At 66.7% G+C, this 20,892-nt stretch carries 19 protein-coding genes; 7 read left to right on the forward strand and 12 right to left on the reverse strand.

Features of this window, described 5'->3' with window-relative positions; translation table 11 throughout:
• Positions 1 to 23: 23 nt before the first annotated feature.
• The 3 genes from ASC89_RS23495 to ASC89_RS23505 all read right to left on the reverse strand — a co-directional run bounded on the left by ASC89_RS23495 (position 24) and on the right by ASC89_RS23505 (position 3,851).
• The gene (locus tag ASC89_RS23495) at positions 24 to 449 is read right to left on the reverse strand and encodes a hypothetical protein (RefSeq protein ID WP_056002516.1); all 426 of its coding nucleotides are present in this window, start codon (positions 447 to 449) and stop codon (positions 24 to 26) included.
• Positions 450 to 582: 133 nt separating this feature from the next.
• A complete protein-coding gene (gene pdeM, locus ASC89_RS23500) occupies positions 583 to 1,311 on the reverse strand; it encodes a ligase-associated DNA damage response endonuclease PdeM (RefSeq protein ID WP_056002519.1) in 729 nt (242 codons plus the stop codon).
• Positions 1,308 to 3,851 (reverse strand): ligase-associated DNA damage response DEXH box helicase, encoded by a 2,544-nt coding sequence (locus ASC89_RS23505; protein WP_055888006.1) that lies wholly within the window; start codon positions 3,849 to 3,851, stop codon positions 1,308 to 1,310. Before ASC89_RS23505 ends, pdeM begins: the two co-directional genes overlap by 4 nt.
• A 211-nt stretch (positions 3,852 to 4,062) precedes the next feature.
• On the opposite strand from ASC89_RS23505, the gene ASC89_RS23510 reads away from it, so the two are divergent.
• The 3 genes from ASC89_RS23510 (at position 4,063) to ASC89_RS23520 (ending at position 6,715) form a co-directional block, all read left to right on the forward strand.
• Entirely contained in the window at positions 4,063 to 4,743 is a 681-nt protein-coding gene (locus ASC89_RS23510) for a hypothetical protein (protein ID WP_055887607.1), read from the forward strand.
• Between the two features lie 66 nt (positions 4,744 to 4,809).
• On the forward strand, positions 4,810 to 5,298 hold the full coding sequence (locus ASC89_RS23515; protein ID WP_056002522.1) for a DUF2165 family protein: 489 nt from the start codon (positions 4,810 to 4,812) through the stop codon (positions 5,296 to 5,298).
• Between the two features lie 76 nt (positions 5,299 to 5,374).
• Positions 5,375 to 6,715 (forward strand): MATE family efflux transporter, encoded by a 1,341-nt coding sequence (locus ASC89_RS23520; RefSeq protein WP_056002525.1) that lies wholly within the window; start codon positions 5,375 to 5,377, stop codon positions 6,713 to 6,715.
• Positions 6,716 to 6,830: 115 nt separating this feature from the next.
• Here ASC89_RS23520 and ASC89_RS23525 read toward each other — a convergent pair whose 3' ends face one another.
• Both ASC89_RS23525 and ASC89_RS23530 read right to left on the reverse strand, forming a co-directional pair.
• Positions 6,831 to 7,907, reverse strand: a complete 1,077-nt coding sequence (locus ASC89_RS23525; RefSeq protein ID WP_056003198.1) for a quinone-dependent dihydroorotate dehydrogenase — start codon at positions 7,905 to 7,907, stop codon at positions 6,831 to 6,833.
• A gap of 29 nt (positions 7,908 to 7,936) precedes the next feature.
• Entirely contained in the window at positions 7,937 to 8,290 is a 354-nt protein-coding gene (locus ASC89_RS23530; RefSeq protein ID WP_082533557.1) for a DUF952 domain-containing protein, read from the reverse strand.
• Positions 8,291 to 8,444: 154 nt separating this feature from the next.
• Between ASC89_RS23530 and ASC89_RS23535 the strand changes: the two genes are divergently transcribed.
• Both ASC89_RS23535 and ASC89_RS23540 read left to right on the forward strand, forming a co-directional pair.
• Positions 8,445 to 9,089, forward strand: coding sequence for a helix-turn-helix transcriptional regulator (locus ASC89_RS23535; protein ID WP_056002528.1), 645 nt, complete (start codon positions 8,445 to 8,447; stop codon positions 9,087 to 9,089).
• A complete protein-coding gene (locus ASC89_RS23540; RefSeq protein WP_056002530.1) occupies positions 9,086 to 9,688 on the forward strand; it encodes a dienelactone hydrolase family protein in 603 nt (200 codons plus the stop codon). Before ASC89_RS23535 ends, ASC89_RS23540 begins: the two co-directional genes overlap by 4 nt.
• 11 nt (positions 9,689 to 9,699) lie before the next feature.
• Here ASC89_RS23540 and ASC89_RS23545 read toward each other — a convergent pair whose 3' ends face one another.
• Positions 9,700 to 11,352, reverse strand: a complete 1,653-nt coding sequence (locus ASC89_RS23545; RefSeq protein ID WP_407065085.1) for a lysine--tRNA ligase — start codon at positions 11,350 to 11,352, stop codon at positions 9,700 to 9,702.
• A 163-nt stretch (positions 11,353 to 11,515) separates the two neighbouring features.
• Here ASC89_RS23545 and ASC89_RS23550 point away from each other — a divergent pair, with 163 nt between their 5' ends.
• Entirely contained in the window at positions 11,516 to 11,920 is a 405-nt protein-coding gene (locus ASC89_RS23550; protein ID WP_055887634.1) for a tellurite resistance TerB family protein, read from the forward strand.
• 97 nt (positions 11,921 to 12,017) lie between these two features.
• Here ASC89_RS23550 and ASC89_RS23555 read toward each other — a convergent pair whose 3' ends face one another.
• Both ASC89_RS23555 and ASC89_RS23560 read right to left on the reverse strand, forming a co-directional pair.
• Positions 12,018 to 12,830: a transporter substrate-binding domain-containing protein gene (locus ASC89_RS23555; RefSeq protein WP_056002536.1), complete on the reverse strand. Its 813-nt coding sequence runs from the start codon at positions 12,828 to 12,830 to the stop codon at positions 12,018 to 12,020.
• Between the two features lie 209 nt (positions 12,831 to 13,039).
• On the reverse strand, positions 13,040 to 14,305 hold the full coding sequence (locus ASC89_RS23560) for a D-amino acid dehydrogenase (protein WP_056002539.1): 1,266 nt from the start codon (positions 14,303 to 14,305) through the stop codon (positions 13,040 to 13,042).
• Between the two features lie 156 nt (positions 14,306 to 14,461).
• Between ASC89_RS23560 and ASC89_RS28845 the strand changes: the two genes are divergently transcribed.
• A complete protein-coding gene (locus ASC89_RS28845; RefSeq protein ID WP_200940479.1) occupies positions 14,462 to 16,054 on the forward strand; it encodes a hypothetical protein in 1,593 nt (530 codons plus the stop codon).
• A gap of 10 nt (positions 16,055 to 16,064) precedes the next feature.
• Here ASC89_RS28845 and ASC89_RS23570 read toward each other — a convergent pair whose 3' ends face one another.
• From ASC89_RS23570 to ASC89_RS23585, 4 genes are all read right to left on the reverse strand, one after another.
• Complete coding sequence (locus ASC89_RS23570; protein WP_056002543.1) at positions 16,065 to 17,627, reverse strand: hypothetical protein; 1,563 nt, start codon at positions 17,625 to 17,627, stop codon at positions 16,065 to 16,067.
• On the reverse strand, positions 17,624 to 18,496 hold the full coding sequence (locus tag ASC89_RS23575; RefSeq protein WP_056002546.1) for a carbohydrate ABC transporter permease: 873 nt from the start codon (positions 18,494 to 18,496) through the stop codon (positions 17,624 to 17,626). The genes ASC89_RS23570 and ASC89_RS23575 overlap by 4 nt, the downstream gene beginning before the upstream one ends.
• Positions 18,493 to 19,377 carry a carbohydrate ABC transporter permease gene (locus ASC89_RS23580; RefSeq protein WP_056002549.1) on the reverse strand — a complete coding sequence of 295 codons (885 nt, stop codon included), beginning with the start codon at positions 19,375 to 19,377 and terminating at the stop codon, positions 18,493 to 18,495. The genes ASC89_RS23575 and ASC89_RS23580 overlap by 4 nt, the downstream gene beginning before the upstream one ends.
• A 71-nt stretch (positions 19,378 to 19,448) precedes the next feature.
• Positions 19,449 to 20,771 (reverse strand): extracellular solute-binding protein, encoded by a 1,323-nt coding sequence (locus tag ASC89_RS23585; RefSeq protein ID WP_056002552.1) that lies wholly within the window; start codon positions 20,769 to 20,771, stop codon positions 19,449 to 19,451.
• Positions 20,772 to 20,892: the final 121 nt, after the last annotated feature.

The following is a 20,892-nucleotide window of genomic DNA, read 5'->3' on the forward strand; positions in this document are numbered from 1 at the left end:
GCAGTTTATTTCGGCATGCCGAGCTATTGGATGCAGCCGTCGGGGCCGCCACAGGGCACCTCACCACCGGCACCGCCACCGCCGTCGCCGCCGGCGCCTTCCGAGCTCTTGGTCTCGGGCGCGGCGCCAACGCCAGCACCGAAGTTCAGCACATTGCCCAGGGCCTTCTTGCGCGGAGCGCCCTTGGGCAGGTAGCCGGTGCAGGTGCCGCCATCGGAACAGGCGACCAGAACCCCGTTATTGGTGTTGTAGCAGCCGTAGCCGGTGCCGCCCTCACCCTTGACCGGGACACCGCCGCCACCCTCGATGTTGTCGCAGGCTTTCTTGACGTCGTCCTTGCTGGCCTGGAAGACCACCCGGCTCTCGGCGATGGCCGAAGCGCCGAATGACAGGGCGACGGTGATGCCGAGGATGAGGACCGGAAGTCGCGCGTTCGCGATATGCAGCATGGCTGGTCTCCATAACTGCGGGCACAGTCAAGCGCCCGGGGGACGGCCCACCGCCGGATGACAGTTCTCCAAAATGCTGGTCGGGTCGATACGGGCCGAGGTCGCCAAGCGGCTTACCGAGGTCGCCAAGCGGCTACCAGTCGTAGCCGGGCACCAGCCGCTTCGGGCTCACCGGGTACACCCGCCCCCGCCCGATCATCGCCACCTCGAGGGTCGGCCAGTGCAGCAGACCGACGAATGCCGGACTGAGGATATTGAGGCTGCCGGTAGCGGAGCCGTAGGCGGGGAGCACAAACAGCCGGCCATCGTGCACGAAGCAGGGGCGGCGCACCGAGCGGCCGTTCATCGCCACATGGGCAGCGGGGTGGAGGTGGCCGGCGATGACGCCCTGCCCCGCTCCGGGTTCGTGCGTCAGCGTCAGCCCGGCGCGGCTGAGGCCGGTGACGCAAACGCCGCCGAGGCTGTGCGGGGCGGGATCGTGGTTGCCCGAAATCCAGGTCCAACGGGCCTTGCCCATCAGGGTGGCGAGCCGCAGGCGGTCGGCCGGCTGCAGCGTCGAGGTGCCCTCGTCGCGGTGAAAACTATCGCCCAGCGCGATAACTTCGGTGGCGCCGGTCGCAGCGATGTCGGCCTCGATGCGGCGCAACGTCAGGGCGGTATCATAGGGCGGCAGCAGGCTGCCGCGCCTGGCGAAGGACGAGAGCTTTTCGAGGTGCAGGTCGGCGACCAGCAACACGCCCTCGGCGGCCCACCACAGGGCGCCCGAGGGGAGCGGCTCGAAGCTGTGACCGGCGAAATCCAGGTACACGGGGTCGCCTCTGTCGTCGATCGGGGCAGTGCGCGCCGCCCAGGCTGAAGTCAATTCGCCCGTTTCCTCATCTCGCTCGACGCGGGGCTGACGCCCATGGCCTCGGCGATCAGTTCCTCGGCGGCTTCGGCCATGGTGCTTTCGCGGGCCTCACCGACCACCGGAACCTTTCCGATATCGAGCAATACCGGTACCGCCAATGGCGAGATTCGGTCGAGCGGCTTGTGCACGATGTGACGCTTGATGCGGGCGAGCATGTGGCCGAGCCGCTCGATGTCGAGCAGCCCGCGGGCAGCGTCGCGACGAGTGGCCTGGATCAGGATGTGGTCGGGCTCGTGCTGGTAGAGCACATCGTAGATGATGTCGGAGGAGACGGTGATCTGTCGCCCGGTCTTCTCCTTCTGGCCCGGGTGCCGGCGCTCGATCAGCCCGGCGATGATGGCGCAGTTGCGGAAGGTGCGGCGCATAAGCTGGCTCTCGTCGAGCCAGGCCTCGAGATCGTCGCCCAGCATATCCTCGTCGAACAGGTCGTCGAGCGACAGCCGGTCGGTGCGGATCAGCGCCGAAAAATCGCCCAGGCCCCAGACGGCGAGCGAGTAGTCCGATGCAACGAAGCCGAGCGGCCGGGCGCGGGCCCGCTCCAGCCGGCGGGTCAAGAGCATCCCCAGCGTCTGGTGCGCCAACCGCCCCTCGAACGGGTAGCAGACGAGGTAGTTCTGCGCGCCGCGGGGGAAGGTCTCGACCAACAGCGAGTCCTCTGCAGGCAGAATAGAGGCCTCCTGCTGCAGACGCAGCCAGTCGCTCACCTGGTCGGGCAACAGGTGCCATTGGTCGGGATGGGCGAGGAGCTTGCGCACTCCGTCGGCGAGGAAGGTGGAGAGCGGGAACTTGCCGCCCATATAGGAGGGGATTTTCGGGTCCTTGCCCTGCGAGCGCGACACATAGGCCTCGCTCTCGAACATCCCCTCGTAGGCGACGATCTCCGAGCCGAACAGGAACGTGTCGCCCTTAGTGAGGGTGGTGAAGAAGTACTCCTCCATCTCGCCCAGCACCCGGCCGAAGCGGCCGATCGGGCCGGTGGTGGCGCCCTTGGTGAAGCCGCGGCCTTTGACCAGCCGCACCTTCACCATCGGCTCCTCGACGATGGTGCCGATGTTGAGCCGGTATTGCTGGGCCACCTGCGGGTTGGAGATGCGGAACTTGCCGTCGCCGGTCTGGCGGAGCTTGGCATAGCGCTCATAGGCGCGCAGCGCATAGCCGCCGGTGGCGACGAAATCGACGGTACGCTCGAACTGCTCCCAGCTGAGCTCGCGATAGGGCCAGGCGCGGCGGATTTCGGCGTGCAGTGCAAGCGGATCGAAGGCATCGGCGCAGGCCATACCGAGGATGTGCTGCGCCAGCACGTCGAGGCCGCCCGATACCGGATCCTCGCTGTCCTGGTGGTTGTGCTCGACGGCTTCCAGCGCTGCCTCGCACTCCAGCACCTCGAAGCGGTTGGAGGGGACGAACAGCGCCTTGCTCGGTTCATCCAGCCGGTGATTGGCGCGCCCGATGCGCTGCAGCATGCGGCTTGCGCCCTTGGGAGCGCCGACCTGCACCACGAGGTCGACATCGCCCCAGTCGATGCCGAGGTCGAGCGTCGAGGTGCAGACCACCGCGCGGAGCCGGCCTTCGGACATCGCTGCCTCGACCTTGCGCCGCTGCTCCACCGCCAGCGAGCCGTGATGCATGGCGATGGGCAGCATGTCCTCGTTGGCCTGCCAGAGTTCCTGGAACAGCATCTCGGCCTGGCTGCGCGTGTTGACGAACAAGAGCGTCGTCTTGTGGTCCTTGATGGTGCGGTAGAGATCGGGGATGGCGTAGAGCGAGGAGTGTCCGGCCCAAGGGATCACCTCAGCAGACTTCAGAATTTCGATATGCGGCTTCGCTCCGCCCTGCCCCATCAGCAACCGCGCCTCGGCGCCCGGCACCGGGCTCGCGATCCAATCGCGCAACAGGTCCGGGCGGGCCACGGTGGCGCTGAGCGCCGTGATCCGGAGTTGGGGCGCGATCGAGCCGAGCCGCGCGACACCGAGCGACATCAGCTCGCCGCGCTTGTTGGTGACCATGGCGTGCAGCTCGTCGAGCACGACGCGCCGGAGCGAGCCGAACAGCTTGCCGGAGTCCGGATGGCTCAGCAGCAGCGCCAGTTGCTCGGGCGTGGTCAAGAGGATCTGCGGCGGATCGAAACGCTGCCGCTGCCGCCGGTGTGACGGAGTATCGCCGGTGCGGGCCTCGACCCTGATGCCAAGGCCCATCTCGCTGATCGGCGTCATCAGGTTGCGCTGCACGTCGACCGCCAGCGCCTTGAGCGGCGAGAGGTAGAGCGTGTGCAGCCCGGGCCGCGGGTGCTCGATCAGGTCGTTGATGGTGGGCAGGAACCCGGCCAGCGTCTTGCCGGCGCCGGTCGGGGCGATCAGCAGCGCCGAGTCCCCGGCCTCGGTCGCCTCCAGCACCGCAAGCTGATGCGCGCGCGGCGCCCAGCCCTTGCCGGCGAACCAGTCGGTGATCTCTGAGCGGAGGGGCAAGGGGCGTTCCCGGTTTGTGCCTAGTATGGGGGGAGGCGGTGGAAGGGGCAAGAGCACTTGCTTCAGCGTGTGTGGCCCCCCCTCCCATCCTCCCCCACAAGGGGGGAGGTGCCGCTTCCGTTCACTTGGCACAAGCCGCACCACAAGCTCCCCTTCACCTCCCCCCTTGTGGGGGAGGCCGGGAGGGGGGTGGGCCACGGGCACGGAATCCGCTACGCCATTCGCCGGAGGCCCGCCAATGAACGACAACGAACAGCAAGTGTTGCAACTGAGGCCGGAGGCGGCGCTGGCGCTGCTGGTCGAGCGGGTGCAGCACATGCTGACCACCTACGACGGGCGCATCGCCATCGGGCTCGCCGGCGGGCCGGGGGTCGGCAAATCGACGCTGGCGGTGAAGCTGGTAGAGGCGCTGAACGCGGCAACCCCTGAGCTTGCCGCCTATGTGCCGATGGACGGCTTCCACATGCGGCACGCCAAGCTCGAGAGCCTCGGCACGGTGAAGGACAAGGGGGCGCCTCACACTTTCGAAGGCGCGGCGTTCGCCGAGTTCCTCGCTGGGGTGAAGGCGGCGACGGTGCAGGTGAGCGGCCCCGGCTATTCGCGCGAAATCGAGGACGTGGTGATTGACGCCTTCATCGTTCCGGCTGGCGCGCGGGTGCTGGTGGTCGAGGGCAACTACCTGCTGCTGGCCAATGCGCCGTGGTGGCAGGTGCGGCCGCTGCTCGACCTTGCGGTGTTCATCGACCTGCCGCGCCACACGGTGAAGGCGAGGCTGCTGGCACGGCATGCCGAGCACGGCCTGTTCACCGCCGAGCGCAACCGCGAACATATCGAGCGCGTCGACCTCGCCAACTACGATCTGGTAAAACGCTCCCGCGGCCGTGCCGATATCGCCATAGATCTGATGACCGAGCGCTGACCCGGCTACCGCCGCGCCCATGCGCCTGCTACGCATCTAAGGCGTCTCGGCGGCGGGGTCAGGTCCATGCTTGTTCGCTTCTGCAAGATCGGCTTCGTGGCGGTGGTGGCGCTGTTCTTTTCGGTCATCGCCTACGGCAACATCACCGATTACGACAGCAACTGGCAGTTCGTGCAGCATGTGCTGAGCATGGACACCATTTTCCCCAATTCGACGCTGAAGTGGCGGGCGATCACCGACCCGAACCTGCAGACCGCCGGATATTGGGGCATTATCGGCTGGGAGGCGCTGACGGCGCTGGTGCTGTGGATCGGCGTGATCCGGCTGCTCGCGGCCGTCTCCGGTCTGGGGTTCGCCCGCGCCAAGGGCATCGCCGCTGCCGGCCTCACCATGGGCTTTCTGTTGTTCGGGCTGGGTTTCGTCGTCGTCGGCGGTGAGTGGTTCGCCATGTGGCAGTCGGAAACCTGGAACGGCCAGCAGAAGGCCTTCGAGTTCATTTCGATGATCGGCCTTGCACTCGTCATACTGCTGTTGCCAGAACCGGCGGAGGCGTGACCGGGCCGCACGGCTGGCGTAGAGTTTAGCCCGTTCCATCGAATCGCCCACCCCGCCTCCATTTCAGACGGCCCAATTGACCCGACCGACCTATCCGTTCGACGTGCGCTCCCGCGACGTCTGGGCCATTGCGCTGCCCGCCTCGGTGGCCTTCATCACCGAGCCGCTGGCCGGGCTGGTCGATATCACGGTGATCGGCCGGCAGGGCGATGCGGCAATGCTGGGCGGCGTTGTGCTGGGCGCGCTGGTGTTCGATTTCATCTTCTCGATGGCGTATTTCCTGAGGACCGGCACGGCCGGGCTGACCGCCCAGGCGATCGGGGCGCGCGACCCGCGCGACGGCCTGCTGCATGTGGCGCGGGCCATCGGCATCGGAGTGATCGCCGCCGTGCTGATGATCGCGCTGCAGCTGCCGCTGCTGGCGCTGGCGAACCTCGCGATGGCGCCGACCGCCGGTGTCGCCGAGGCGTTGAAGCAGTATTTCGAGGTACGGATCTGGGCGGCGCCGTTCTCGCTGATCAACTATGCGCTGCTCGGCTGGTTCTATGGCCGGGCGCAGGCCAAGACCGGCATGATGCTGCAGATGCTGATCCACGGCATCGATATTCCGCTGTCGATCCTGTTCGTGATGAGCTTTGGCTGGGGCCCGCACGGTGCGGCGCTGGCGACGGTGATCGGCCAGGCCGCGGCGTGCCTCCTCGGCCTCGTGCTGCTGGTCCGGCATTTCGGCGGAGCCGGCAAGGTGGTGGCAATGATCGTGCCGGACGAGCTGTTCCACGGCCATGCGCTCAGACGGATGTTCGGGCTGAGCCGCGATCTGATGATCCGCTCGATCGCGCTGATGGGGGCCTACGCCTATTTCGCCGCGCAGGGCTCGCGACTGGGCGAAGTGCCGCTCGCCGCCAACGCCATCCTCCTCAACTTCCTGATGATCTCGGGCTTCTTCCTCGATGGCATCGCCCAGGCGGCCGAGCAGCTCTGCGGCAAGGCGGTCGGCGCCAACTGGCGGCCGGCCTTCGACCGCGCCTACACCCTCGCATTCCGTTGGGGCACGCTGATCGCGGTCGGGCTGGCGCTGGTCTGGTTCGCCGGCGGCTGGTACCTGATCGACTTCATGACCACGAGCGAACCGGTGCGCGAATATGCCCGGATGTTCCTGTGGGTCGCGGCGCTCTCCTCGCTAACCGGCATGCCGGCCTTCGTGTTCGACGGCATTCTGGTGGGCGTCACGCTCAATACGGTGATGCGCAACGGCATGGTGCTGGCGCTCGGCCTGTTCCTCGCCGCCGCCGTGGTGCTGCAGGGGGCGTTCGGCAATACCGGGCTATGGATCTCGATCCACCTGTTCTTCCTCTGCCGCGCCGGCTTTTACTGGTGGGCGCTGGAGCGGAAGAAGGCGGGGTTGTTCAGTAGCTGACTGATCGGCCGGTGGCTGTGGACCCCCACCCCTGTCCCCTCCCCGCAAGGGGGAGGGAGACCCTCACACCAGCATCTCAGTCTGCGTCTCCCTCCCCCTTGCGAGCCACCGGATCCTAGAGGCTAGCCTTGCCTGAAGCCCACTCAGCCGTCGTCAGCCCGGTCAGCTCGGACACCGACTTCAGCCCCCTGCTCCGCACCGCAGCGCTCAGCCCGCGCTTCAGCCGGTCGAGCATATCGAGCCCGCCGAACACCAGGGCCGAGTAGAGCTGGATCGCGTCGGCGCCGGCCTCGAACTTGGCCACGGCGCTCTCGGGCGAGTGGATGCCCCCAACTCCGATGATCGGGAGCTTGCCCACCCGCTGGCGGACCTGCGCCAGCTTCTGCGTCGCGAGGTTGAACAGCGGCTTGCCGGAGAGGCCGCCGGTTTCGGTGGCATTCTCCAGGCCCTGCACCGGGTCGCGGCTCAGCGTGGTGTTGGAGACGATCAGCCCGTCGAGATCGGTGGCGAGCACCACTTTGGCGATGCCGTCGAGCGCCTTCTCGTCGAGATCGGGGGCGATCTTCAGCAGCACCGGCACGCGCACCGAGGCTTTGGAGCGGGCCTTCAGCACCGCGGCCAGCAGCCGCGTCAGCGCCTCGTCGGCCTGAAGGTTCCTGAGGCCGGGGGTGTTGGGGGACGAGATGTTGACCGTCAGGTAATCGGCGACCTCGGCGAAGCGGGTGACGCCGGTGACATAGTCGGCGACGAAATCCTCAGAGTCCTTGTTGGCCCCGATATTGACCCCGAGGATGGCGCCGACATGCGCACCCTTCAGCCGGGCAAAGGCCGCGTCATGGCCCTCGTTATTGAAGCCCATGCGGTTGATCACCCCATCGGCCGGGGTGACCCGGAACAGCCGCGGCTTGGGGTTGCCGACCTGCGGGCGCGGCGTGACGGTGCCGATCTCGACCATGCCGAAGCCCATGCGGGCCAGCGGCTTGGGCACCTCCGCATTCTTGTCGAAGCCGGCCGCCATGCCGACCGGGTTCTTGAGGTCGAGCCCGCAAAGCGTGGTGTGCAGTTCGGGGGGATCGACGCCCTCCTGCTCCGGCGCGAGGCCGAGCCGCAGCGCCGCGATGGTGGCGCCGTGGGCGATCTCGGGGTCCATCTTCAGCAGCGTGTCACGGGTCAGGCCCGAGACCAGCGGCATACGGAGCAACGGGGAGAGACGCGAGAAGATCATTTGACCCAATCCGGCAGTGAGACGAGGCCGTCAGCTGGGACATCGAGCCGCGCCGTGTTGGAAACCGCCGACATCGGCAAGCTGGCGAACAGATGCGGGAACAGATCGCCACCGCGCGATGCCTCCCATTTCAGCGCCTCGCCGAGCGGCGCCGCGGGCACCTGGAACAGCACCTGATCGCCGAGCCCGGCGAAATAGAGCCGGATGGTTTCGCCGAGCTGTGGGGCGCTGGAGAAGTGGATGTAGCCATCCTTGAGGTCGATCGGCTGGCCGACGAAGCGGCCGGCGGCCAGCGACGCCTCATAAATCTCGCGGCTCGCGACCTTGTAGATGAACTCCGGGGTGGCCACGGCATGCTCCTTGGATCGAACGCGCCGGACCCTAGAGAGTCAGGCCGCCGATCACAAGTTGGTCCGGCCCGCTTTACAAGCGTCTGGGCCAGGTTTTGGATAGGACTTGTTTCCGCGCGGAGACAGCATTCCTCGGGGAGCTCGACCGGAAAGCATGCTCTCGCATAGCGACATCTGGAACGCCATCGACACGATCGCCGGACGGCACGGGCTGTCGGCGTCCGGGCTGGCGCGGCTTGCGGGTCTGGATGCCACGGCGTTCAACCGATCCAAGCGGATCAGCAAGGACGGGCGCAAGCGCTGGCCTTCGACCGAGAGCGTCGCCAAGGTGCTGGAAGCGACCAACGAGAGTTTCGATGCCTTCCTCGCCGGCAGCGGCGCCTTTATGCAGGTACGGGCGCCGAACGCTACGCGGTCGTCTGTCCCACTGCTCGGTCTCGGGCAAGCCGGCTCGGGCGGCTTCTTCGATGCGGCCGGCTTCCCGCAAGGCCAGGGCTGGGACGAGGTGGCCTTCCCGTCGCCGCCCGAGGACGGCAGCTACGCCCTAGAAGTCTCGGGCGACTCGATGCAACCGCTCTATCGCGATGGCGACATCATCGTGGTGTCCCCCACCATGCAGATGCGCCGTGGCGATCGCGTGGTGGTGCGCACGAGGGCCGGCGAGGTGCTGGTCAAAGTGCTGTACCGGCTGACCCCGAAGCTGGTCGAACTCCACTCGCTCAACCCCGCCCATCCACCGCGCATCCTCGCGATGAAGGACGTCGAGGGTATGGGCCGCATCGTCTGGGCCAGCCAGTGACCGAACAACTCGAGATCGTCCTGCCCCCTGACGGCAGCGGGCCGGGTGTACTGGTCATCCATCCGTGGTGGGGCTGCAACCAGACAGTGCTGGATTTTGGCCGGCGCCTCGCCGAGCGCGGCTTCGTCGTCGGGCTGGCCGACGCCTTCGAGGGTAACGTCGCGACCGAGCGCGATACGGCGCAGGGGCTGCTGGAGCGCTACTGGCAATCGGCCCCGGCGCTGCTCGCCGACAATGTCCGCACCCTGGCCGCACATGCGGCGGTGACCGGTGGCGTCAGTGGGCTGGGCTTTTCGTTCGGCGGTTTCCAGTTGCTCCAGCTACAGGAGGAGCTGCCGCTCAGGCGCGTCGTCACCTATTACGCCGACCGCGAAGTCAGGTTGAAGGTGCCGGTGCTCGGCCACTTCGCCGAGACCGACCCGTTCGCTGACGATCAGGACGGGATGATCAGAAAGCTCGAGGCCGCCGGTGCGCCCAGCACCGCCATCGTCTACCCCCACACCACGCACTGGTTCGCCGAAGCCGACCGGCCGGAATATGATGCCGCGGCCGCCGAGGCGGCGTTCGAACGCTCGGTGGCGTTCCTCCGCGCCGACTGAGCGTCAGCCGTTCAATCGGCAGCAGTGACCAGCTTGCCGGCCAGCGCCTCGGCGATCAGCTTGCGGGTCTCGGCCACGCCGTAAAGCGCGATGAACGAGCCGAAGCGCGGGCCCTGGTCGGCGCCGAGCAGCACCTGATAGATGGCGCCGAACCAATCGCGCAGCGGATCGAAGGCGTGCGCATTGCCGACCGCATAGACGATGTCCTGCAGTTCCTTGGCCTCGAGCGCTTCCTTGCCGGCGAGCTGGTCGGCGAGATCCTGCAACGCGGCGCGTTCCTTGTCAGTGGGAGCGCGGAACGTCTTGGTCGGCTTCACCTCGTCGTTGAAGTACCGCACCGCATAACCCGCGAGCCGGTCGAGCTCGGGGTTGGTCAGCGGCGTCTCGCCTGGCAGGCGGCGCGAGATGTAGTTCCACAGCGCCGACTTCTCATGCGCATTGGCAGCCGAGGCCAGGTTGAGCAGCAGCCCGAAGGAGATCGGCATGTCGACCACCGGGACCTTGCCCGAATGGATGTGGAAGGCCGGGTTCTCGAGCGCAGCTGCCGCGTCCTGGCCGTTATAGGCGGCGACGTGCTGGTAATACTCATCGACGGCACGCGGGATCACGTCGAAATAGAGGCGCTTGGCCACCCGCGGCTTCTGGAACATGTAGAGGCTCAGCGTCTCGGTGCCGGCATAGGTCAGCCACTCGTCGATGGTCAGCCCATTGCCCTTCGACTTCGAGATCTTCTGGCCCAGGTCGTCGAGGAACAGCTCATAGACATAGTGCTCGGGCGGGGTGCCGCCGAGGATGGCGCAGATCTTGTCGTAGAGGTGCTGGTTGGTCTGGTGGTCCTTGCCGAACATCTCGAAATCGACGCCCAGCGCCGCCCAGCGCATGCCGAAATCCGGCTTCCACTGCAGCTTCACATGCCCGCCGGTGACCGGCAGGGTGGCATCGCGCCCATCCTCGTCGACAAAGGTGATGGTGCCGGCCTTGGCATCGACGTGCTTCATCGGCACGTAGAGCACGCGGCCCGAAATCGGCGAGATCGGCAGGAATGGCGAATAGGTCGCCTGCCGCTCCTCGCCGAGGCTGGGGAGCATCACCGCCATGATCTCTGCATAGCGCTCGGCGGCGCGCAGCAGCACTTCGTCGAAGCGCCCTGCCTTGTAGTACTCGGTGGCGCTGGCGAACTCGTAGTTGAAGCCGAAGGTATCGAGGAAGCGCCGCAACATGGTGTTGTTGTGGTCGCCAAAGCTCGGATAATCGCCGCCGAACGGGTTCGGCACGGCGGTGAGCGGCATCTGCAGGTAAGGCTCTAGCGCGGCGCGATCCGGCACATTTTCCGGGATCTTGCGCATGCCGTCCATATCGTCGGAGAAGCAGAGCAAGCGGGTCGGGATCTCGTCGCGGGTCAGGAGCCGAAAGGCAGTGCGGACCATGGTGGTGCGCGCCACTTCGCCGAACGTGCCGATATGCGGCAGGCCCGAGGGACCGTAACCGGTCTCGAACAGCACTTCTTCCAGCCCCAGCCGCTCGACCCGAGCCACCAGTTTCCGGGCTTCCTCGAACGGCCAGGCGCGCGCCGTCTGGGCGGCGTCGAAGAAGGCGGGGTCGAGGGTTGGAAGCGGCGCGGGCACGGCAGGCCTCAGATGCTGAGTGGGGAGAAGGCGCTCAATTGCACCAGCCGGCTACGGGCGTCAATGGGAAGCGCCCTGCCCTGCCTTGCCAAGCGCCGGTGCGGTGCCTAGTTATGCGGGACTTTTCCAGCGCGGTCTCGGTTATCGCGAGATCGAACCGGAAAAGTCTGCGACTTTTCCTGATCTCGCTTTCGAGGACCCGATGGCCATTTCCCTGCAGGACGCTCTCATCCACATCATGGTGGTCACCGCCTCGTCCGACGAGGGCATTTCCGACCACGAGCTGGATGTGATCGGCAGCCTGGTCGTGCGCTCGCCGGTCTTCGCCGATTTCGACCTCGAGCGGCTCTCGGCGGTGGCCAACGCGGCGGTCGACAAGACCAACAGCGCCGGCCTCGACACGGTGCTCAACGATGCCATCGCCGCTGTGCCGAAGCGCCTGCACGACACCGCCTACGCGCTCGCCGTCGAGGTCGCGGTGGTCGACGTGCAGCTGCCGCAGGAGGAGCTGCGCCTGCTCGAGATGGTGCGCGATCGGCTGGACGTCGACCGGCTGGTCACCGCCGCGATCGAAGCAAGCGCCCGCGCCCGCATGCGCGCGGCCTAGAGCATTTCACCGCTTCTTTGAATCGGTGCGTGCTCTGGGTTTTTGATTTGGTCGCGCTTTCGAACCGGAAAAGTCTGCAACTTTTCCTGAAAGCGCTCTAATAGAAACTCACCGGGAACCAGCGCAGGTAGAGTTCGTCGTAGGCGCCCGAGCGCTTCAGCCGGGCGAGGCCGTAGTCGATGACCTGGCGGACGGCGTCGGCGCCCGCCGGTACGGCGACGGCCAGACCATCGCCGAACAGGTCGGGACGGAAATACGCCTCGCCCGCGAACTCGCAGCAGCCGACATGCTCGTTGAGCCAGAACGAGGCGCGCATCGCATCGCCGAAATAGGCGTCTGCTTCGCCCTTCGACAGCGCATCGAGCGCCATGATCTCGCTGTCGAACTGGATCAGCCCGGCTGCCGGCAGGTAGCGACGGATGAACTCGGCATGGGTCGAGCCGCGGCGCACCGCCACCCGCTTGCCATCGAGCGATGCCGGCTCGAACCTGGCGGCCGCAGCGACGGGGGTGACGAAACGGCCGGGCAGCATCAGGTAAATCTGCGAAAAATCGAACAGCGCCCCGTTCTCGCGGGTCAGCGCCAGCCCGGCGATCAGCGCATCGCCCTGCCGATCTTCCAGCGCTCGTGCTGCCTGATCCCATGGCCAGGCCTGCACCGTGCAGGCAATGGCAAGATCGGCGCAGAGCGCCCGCGCCAGGTCGACATTGAAGCCGACCAGTTCGCCCTTGTCGTCACGGAAGTTGAACGGCGGAAAATCCGCGGTGGTCAGGAACCGGATCGACGGCACCGCGGCGAGGCTGGGGACGATTTCGCGCGCGCCGGGATCGATGTGATAGGGCAGCGCCTGCGCCATCACCGGCGCCGACGGGGCGAGCAGCAGAGCGAAGGCGAACAGTAAGGCGCGCATGACGTCCCGGGGCGAGCAATCCTCGGCTTATCGCCCAATTCGCCGGTAAAGGCGAGGGCCGATGCCGGCTGTTCTCAAGCTCTCGGTTTTCGAGCCGCTGGAGCGCAGCACGGATCAGGAAGCGTAACGGCTTAGCCCGAGGCGTAAGCGTAACGGCTTAGCCCGAGGCATAAGCGTAACGGCTTAGCCCGAGGCGTAAGCGTAACGGCTTAGCCCGAGGCATAAGCGTAACGGCTTAGCCCGAGGTCGGCGACTTCGATGTCGGGTGTCTGGCCGGAAATGATGTCGGCAAGCACGCGGCCGGACCCGGCGGCCATGGTCCAGCCAAGCGTACCGTGACCGGTGTTGAGGTAGAGGTTGGAGAACTTCGAGCGCCCCAGCACCGGCGTTCCATCCGGCGTCATCGGCCTGAGCCCGCACCAGAAACTGGCCTTCGACGCATCTCCGGCATTGGGGAACAACTCGCGCAGCGAGCGGTCGAGCGGGCCGCGGCGCGCACGGTGGAGCGTCGTGTCGTAGCCGGCAATCTCGGCGGTACCGCCCACCCGGATGCGGTCGCCAAGCCGGGTGGTCGCCACCTTGTAGGTCTCGTCCATGACGGTCGAAACCGGCGCCACCGAGGCATCGGTGATCGGCACGGTGAGCGAATAGCCCTTGATCGGGTAGACCGGCAGGCCAATGCCGAGGGGGCGCAGCAGCAGCGGCGAATAGCTGCCGAGCGCCACGACATAGGCGTCGGCGGTCAACATGCCCTTGTCGGTGGCAACGCCGGTCACCGCGCCGGCCTCGGTGGCAATGTGGTCGATACGGGTGCCGTAGCGGAAGGCGACGCCGTGGCTGGCGGCGCGCCCCGCCAGGGCTTCGGTAAACATCTTGCAGTCGCCGGTGTCGTCGTTGGCAAGGCGCAGCCCGCCGACAAACGGCACCGTGGCCGTGGCAAGCCCCGGCTCCGCCGCGACGCAGCCCTTGGGGTCGAGCACCTCGTAGGGCACGCCGTACCGCTTCAGCACGGCGATGTCGTCGGCGGCGTGATCGAGCTGCTTCTGCTCGCGGAACAGCTGCACCGTGCCCTGCTGGCGGCCGTCGAAGGCGAGGCCGGTTTCGGCGCGTAGCGCGATCATCCTGTCGCGCGAGTACTCGGCCAGCCGCACCATGCGGCCCTTGTTGACGGCATAAGCGCGCTCGGTGCAGTTGGCCAGCAGCTGCAGGCCCCAGATCCACATGCGCGGATCGAGCTTGGGCCTGAGCACCAGCGGGCCATCGGTCATCAGCAGCCACTTGATCGCCTTGACCGGGATACCCGGCCCGGCCCAGGGCGAGGCGTAGCCGTAGGACAGCTCGCCCGCATTGGCATAGCTGGTCTCGAGCCCCGGTCCCGGCTGGCGATCGATCACCGTCACCTCGTGGCCTGCCTGCGCCAGATAATGGGCAGAGGTGGTGCCGATGACGCCCGAACCGAGGATGAGGACTTTCATGCCTTCATCATCACGAGAGCGGGCTGAAAGGCAATACGCGACAGCAACATGGGCCGGTTACAGTGCATCGAGCACGCATGCCGACTTGCGCTTGGGTGCGCCCATGGGCATGCTTCGCCCGCGGGGGCGCAACAAAGACCATCGGGGAAATAAACGGTGAGAATTGCCGCGCTGTTCTTGGGGTTGATTGCCGGGCTGTTTGCGCTCCTGGCGCCGAGTGCGCTGCGCGTCGACCTCATTTCACCATTCCTCGACTTCTGGACGACGACCTCGAACGAGCGGCTGCTCGGCACCATCATCTGGTACGCCATCGCCGGCGCCGCGCTGCTCGGCGGCGTGCTCGCCACGGTGACACCGGGCTTTGCCGCGTTGCTGCTGATCGGCGCGGCGGCGGGCTGGCTGGTGGTCGCCATATCGGTGCCGCAGCTGTTCACCTACCACCTGCTGGCGCCGGCAGGCGCGGCCGGTATCGCGGCACTGTTCGCGTTCCTCGCCGGGGAATTGCAGGTGCGACGGCGGCGACTGGCCCGGCGCAACCGGAAGCTCGCGGCCGAGCCGCCCGAAGAGGTCGACAGCGAGTTCGAGCGCGAGGCAGCGCTGCGGATGGACCCGTTGCTGATGCCGCGGCAGGACGCAGCGCCACCGCCCAAGCGGTCCATTCCGCTGACGCTCGACGATGTGACGGTCACCTCTCGCCCAACGAGCATGCCCCCGCGCTGGCAGGATCTCGATGCGCAGCAGCCGCCGCGTCGGCACGATCCCGACATGTGGGCCGAGGCGCGGCGCGAGCAGCTGCGGCCGGAACCGGAAGCACCGCGGACCAAGGCTGCACCTGAGCTGCGAGCCGAGATGCGGGAACAGGACCCCGGGGTACGGCGACGCGAGCCGGAGAACCGCGAGCGGAAGCGCGAGGCGGAAGCCCGGCGCGAGCCACAGGGCCGGCGCAGGACCCGACGCGGCAGCGTCTGGGTCGCAGCGCTGGCGGCGGTGGGCGCTGTGCTGGGTATCGGCATCCTTGCGGCGGGCGGCTACCTGATCTACCGCGACGGCTCGCTCGAAGCCCTGCTCAGCCCACTGAACACCCCGATGGTCGCGGCCAGCGGCGAAGCGCCTGCCCCCGGGGCCGCCACGCCTGTTGCCGCAGCGAAACTGCAACCGCCGGCAACGGCAGCCGATGCGTCGACAGCTGCTGCCCGGCCACTCGACGCTCCTGCCACGACGACCCCGGCCGTCGCCGCTCTCTCCGCCCCTCTGCCCGCTGCTGCAGCGCCCGCTACGCCGGCTGCCCCGCTGCTCAGCGAGCCGGCAACAACGCCGACGCGCGTTGCTGCAGCGGCGCCGGAAAGCTACGACGACCCCTTCGCCTATTGCCGCGCCGTGGGCACGATCGACTATGTGGACCATCGCTACAGCGGTCCGGCCACCGTCATGGCGATGACCAGCGCGCTGCTGATCCCTGCCGGCTCGGCGCGCGACCGGGTGCGCTGGCGTTGCTTCGAGGGCGCGGTGCTGGCCTGCACGTCCTATGTCGGGCCGATCTGCGACATGGCGCCGACGGTGCTGGAGATGCGCGAGTTCTGCGAGCGCAACCCCAATGTCGAGCAGTTGCTGGCGCCAAGCGGGACCTGGGCCTGCGTCGACGGCAAACCGCAACTCCCCGCCGACGCCAGCTGGCCGATCGACGCCCGCGGCTTCCTGCCCCAGGGCTGGATCGCCGTCCCCGACCCGGCAGCGACCGGCGCGGGATAACGAGGCGCCCCTAGTCGTCGAAGCCGAACGCGAACAGTTCGGCGTCGTCGATCTCGAACCAGAGCTTGATGAAGCGATCCGCGGATCCTTCCGGGTCGGGGGCGGTGCCCGTGGTCCAACGCACCTGGTTGCGGACGCCGTCGGCGCTGATCGGCGTGCAGTCGTCAAAGCTGCGGCCGGGCAGGATACGACCATTGGAATCGCTGATGGCGACGCGGATCGCGCCGCCCTTGCCGCGGCTGTTGAGCCAGAGTGAGCGGCCGTCGGTGCTGAGCGGGCGTGTGATGATCCGCCCCAGCCGCGGACCGCGGTTGTCGAGCGAGACCAGACCCTCGAAGCGCAACGTGGCGACGCCCATGCCGAAACGAACCTCGGCACTGGGGTCGCGGGCCTCGTCGTGATCGAGCTTCTGGCCGCCGGCCCACCAATAGTCATGATGCGCCCAGGAGCCGCCGTGGTAAAAATGCCAGCGGTCGCCGACCCGCACCGGCGGCGAGACGATCGACACCATGTGCCTGTCCCAGTGCGCGCCGTGCCGCGGCGCGAGGAAGGCGTTGGCCTTGTCGGTCGGCTGCCAGGAGATGCCGTCGCGGCTGTAGACCAGCCGCACCTCCATTTCGTTATCGACATATTGCAGCACGCCAAGCGTGCCGAAATGCAGGCCGCCGACCCGGAACTGGCCGAGCCCGTAAAAGGCCTCGTCGAGGTTGTCGACCAGATCGTCGGGGGTTACCGCAGCGACCAGATCGGTCCAGTTGAGAAAGTCGGCGCTGACGGTGCGGTAAACCCGGCGCTTGTTCATCAGGTCGGGCCGGTTGGGCCAGTAGCTGGCGAAGCACCCGCCCCAGCCGGAGGGAACGCCGGGCCAATCGCTTGGCGCGCCGGCCGCGGTCATCCGGCCGTGCCGGGTGTATTGCAGGTAGAGCCGCGTCGCCGGGTCATAGGTAATGGTCGAGACATCCGAGAGACGGCCACCGGCATTGCCGAAGCTGGGCGGAACGCCGTAGCTCTGCCAGGTGAGGCCATCGGCCGAATGCGCCACGTCGATCTTGTGGCGATAGTCCGCGGTGGCGCGCGTGAACAGCATGCGGTAGCGCTGCGCCGGATCCGTCGGCTCGGGGTCGATGACGATGGCAGCGGAATGCACGCCAGTATCAGCCCATGGGTTAACCGCACTGGGCGAAGCGCCCTCGACATAGCCGGCGAAGATATTGGTGCGCTGGCCATCGACCAGCACGCGGTCCATCAGAGGTTTCTCGAAATGGACGCCGTCCTCGCTCACCGCGTAGAGCATGCGGTTCTGCCAGGGGTGACGCTGATACGGTGCCATCGGACCAAGGTCCTCGTACCAGCACTTTATCAGCCCGTCGGTCGGGTCCTTCAGCACGTTGAAGTTGCTGTAGGTGAAGTAGGGCGTGTGCTCCCAGGGCCGGTCGGCCTTGAGCACCGGGCCGGCGCCGAGACGCTCGGGCTTGTGCCAACGGCGGGTCACGCTGTCGGACTGCTCGATGAGCCAGTTGTCGACGAAGAGCTGCGGTTGGCGACCAACCTGGAAGATGGTTGCGTCGATCATTTTTCGGCTCCACTGGCTAGGCCCGACACGAGGTACTCCTGTGCAAAGAGGTAAGCGATGATCACCGGCGCCGTGGACATCACCGAGGCCGCAAAAGCGTAGTGATAGGCCGTGTTGTCGGTGCCGAAGAAGCTGAACAGGCCGACGCTCATCACCGCCACCTCGCGCGAATTGGCGAGCACCAGCGGCAGGAGGAACTCCGACCAGGCGCTGAGGAAGGTGAGGAAGCCGGCGGCGGAGAGCCCGGGAAGGCTCAGCGGCAGGATGATGCTCCAGAACACCCGGAACATCGAACAGCCGTCGATCACCGCCGCCTCATCGAGGCTGCGCGGCAGCGTGTCGAAATAGCCCTTCATGATCCAGATGACGAAGGGGACATTGCCGGCCGTGTAGATGATGATCAACCCGGCATGGGTGTTCAACAGGTCGAGCGAGTTGAGCATCATGTAGTACGGTACGATGTTCACGGTGCTGGGGATCAGTTGCAGGATCAGCAGCACGACGAGGATGGTATCCTTGAACGGGAACTCCCAGCGCGAGAAACCGTAGGCGGCAACGGTGCCGATGCCGAGCGAGAAGACCAGGGTGAAGGCGGTGACGATCACCGTGTTCCACAGATAGGTCGGCAGCGCCGTGCGATTGATGACATCGGTGTAGTTGGAAAAGGTGAAGTCGCGCGGCCAGAAGGTCGTCGGGAAGGCGAAGATTTCGCCCGGGTTCTTGAACGAGCCGAGCAGCACCCAGGCGAGCGGGAACAGCACCACCAGCGACAGCAGGCCATAGAGGGCGTAGGTGACCGCCAGCTCAGGCAGCCGATAGCGCGGCCGATCGGCGAGCGGGCGCGAATGGACGATGGCTTCGGTGGTCATCTGGGTACCCTCAGGACACGCAGGTAGGCGACGGTCAGGATCAGGTTGATGATCAGGATCACCGTGGCGATGGTCGAGGCATAGGCCGCGTCGAGCACCTGGAAACCCTGGTTGTAGAGGCTGAGCGACAGCACTTCGGTCGCCCTGCCCGGCCCGCCGCCGGTGAGCGCCAGCGGAATATCGACATGGTTGAGCGTGCCCGACGTCGCCATGATCAGGTTGATCAGCAGGATCGGCTTCAGCGACGGGATGGTGATGTAGCGCAGCACCTGCCAGCGCGACGCGCCATCGATCGAGGCAGCCTCATAGAGTTCCCGGCGGATGGTCTGCAGGCCGCCCAGTTGCAGGATGATAGAAAGCGGCACGCCGCGCCACACCACAGAGGCGATCATGATCGCCATCGATTCCGAGGGGTTGGAGAGCCAACTGCGGGTCTCGAAGCCGAACATAGCGATCACTGTGTTCATGATCCCCAGCTTGCTGCCCGAGAACAGCTGCTGGAACATCAGGCCGATGATCACCGCCGGGATCACCCAGGGCAGGATGGCGATGGAGCGCATCAGCCGGCGGCCGAACACCAGCTTGTTGAGCAACAGCGCGATCATCAGCCCGAGCGACAGCTGCAGCGCCACCACCGAGGTGACGAATATCACCGTGTTGGTCGCGACCTGCGGAAGCGCCGGCCAGGTGAAGAACCGCACGTAATTATCTAGCCCGACGAAGCGGGAGTCCGGATAGGCGAAGTGGAGATTGGTCAGGCTGATCCAGATGCCATAGAGCGCCGGATAGGCGGTGAAGCCGAGCACCACCAGGATCGCCGGCATGATGAAGAACAGGTACTGGTGACGCGACAGGCCATTAGCCGAGCGGGCTCGAGCCATCTGAGACCCCCGTGATGGTCGTGGGCGGGGCCGGGCGGCAGAACACCGCCCGGCGCGGGATAGGGCGGAGTTCAGCGCGACGACATCCGGTCATACTCGGTCATCACCTGGTCGCGGGCGTTGTCGACCGCCTGCGCTGGGGTGATGTTGCCGGCCAGCACTTCTGCCATCTGCAAGGCCCAGGCATTGGTGATGGTGGGGTAGATCGGCACGTTGGGCCGGGCGCGCATGGCGCCGGTATCGAAGATGGCCTTGAACTGCTGCATCAAGGGGTCGTTGTTGTAGAAATCCTGGTCCCAGATCGACTGCACGATCGGCAGGTGGCCGGCTGCGGCATTGAGCTTGCCGAGGTTCTCGGGCTTGAGCACGAAGTCGACGAATGCCCACGCAGCTGCCTTGCGCTCCGGGTCATCGGCGAAGATGCCGTAAGTCCAGCCGACAAGGATCGGCGAGGCCTGCGCGCCGCCGGGCAGCGGATAGCTGTAAGCGCCCAGATCGCCCTTGAGGTCGGGGACATCGGCGTACATCTGCGTCACCGCCGAGGACGACTGCGCCACCGAGGCGGTTTCGCCCGAGTAGAAGAACGGGCGGATGGCGCTCTCGTCCATGGTCGAGACATCGAGCGGCATCATCCCCTTCGCGACCATCTCGCGGTAGAGGGCGTAGACCTGCTCGAGCGCCGCGCGGTTGGCCCCATCGAAGAACACCGGCTTACCGGTATCGTCGACGAGATTGCCGCCCAGGCCCCAGAACATCGAGAGCATGTGGAGTGCGGTGAGTTCGGTACCCGAGGCGGGAAGCATCACGGCAGACTTGCCAGCCGCCTTGGCCTTCTCGCCGAACGCGACGAACTCGTCCCAGTTTTTCGGCGGCTCGGTATAGCCGAGTTCGGCCATGACGCTGGGGCGGTAGAACAGGCCGCGCCAGGCATTGTGGAACCAGGCGGCATAGACCTTGCCCTCGAAGGTCACGGCGTCGACGGCCTGCGGATAGAAAGCGGCCCGCGCCTCGGCCGGCCACATCTCGTCGAGCGGCTGCAGCTTGCCGGTCTCGACCAGCCGGGCGATCCAGAAGCCGTCGAGCACCGCGAGATCGGGCAGGTTGCCGGCGGTGGCGGCGGTCAGCAACTGCTGCAGCGCCTCGGTGCCGTTGGGCAGGATCTCGAACTTCAGCGTGATATCCGGCTGCTCGGCCTGGAACCGGTCGTAGAGGTCCTTATAGGCGTCGGCCACCGCCGGCAGGCCGGCGGTCGGCGTGAAGGTCGGCGGCGCCCATAGCGTCAGTTCGACGCCCTGCGCCAGCGTTGCGACCACCGATAGCGAGCCGGCGAGTATGGTGGCGGCCAGCAGCCGCGCAGCGCCCGTCCGGCCCCGCAGTTTCTCAGTCTTGAGCATGGATCTCCTCCCAGAGCGACCGGGATAGCGCCCGGCGATGCATCCATACTCGGCACCAGAATCTGCGGAAGTCAAGAAATTCGAGAAACGTTTCGCAAATGTGGATTGACGCAATAGCAGG

The sequence above is a fragment of the Devosia sp. Root413D1 genome (assembly GCF_001425235.1).
Taxonomy (GTDB): domain Bacteria; phylum Pseudomonadota; class Alphaproteobacteria; order Rhizobiales; family Devosiaceae; genus Devosia_A.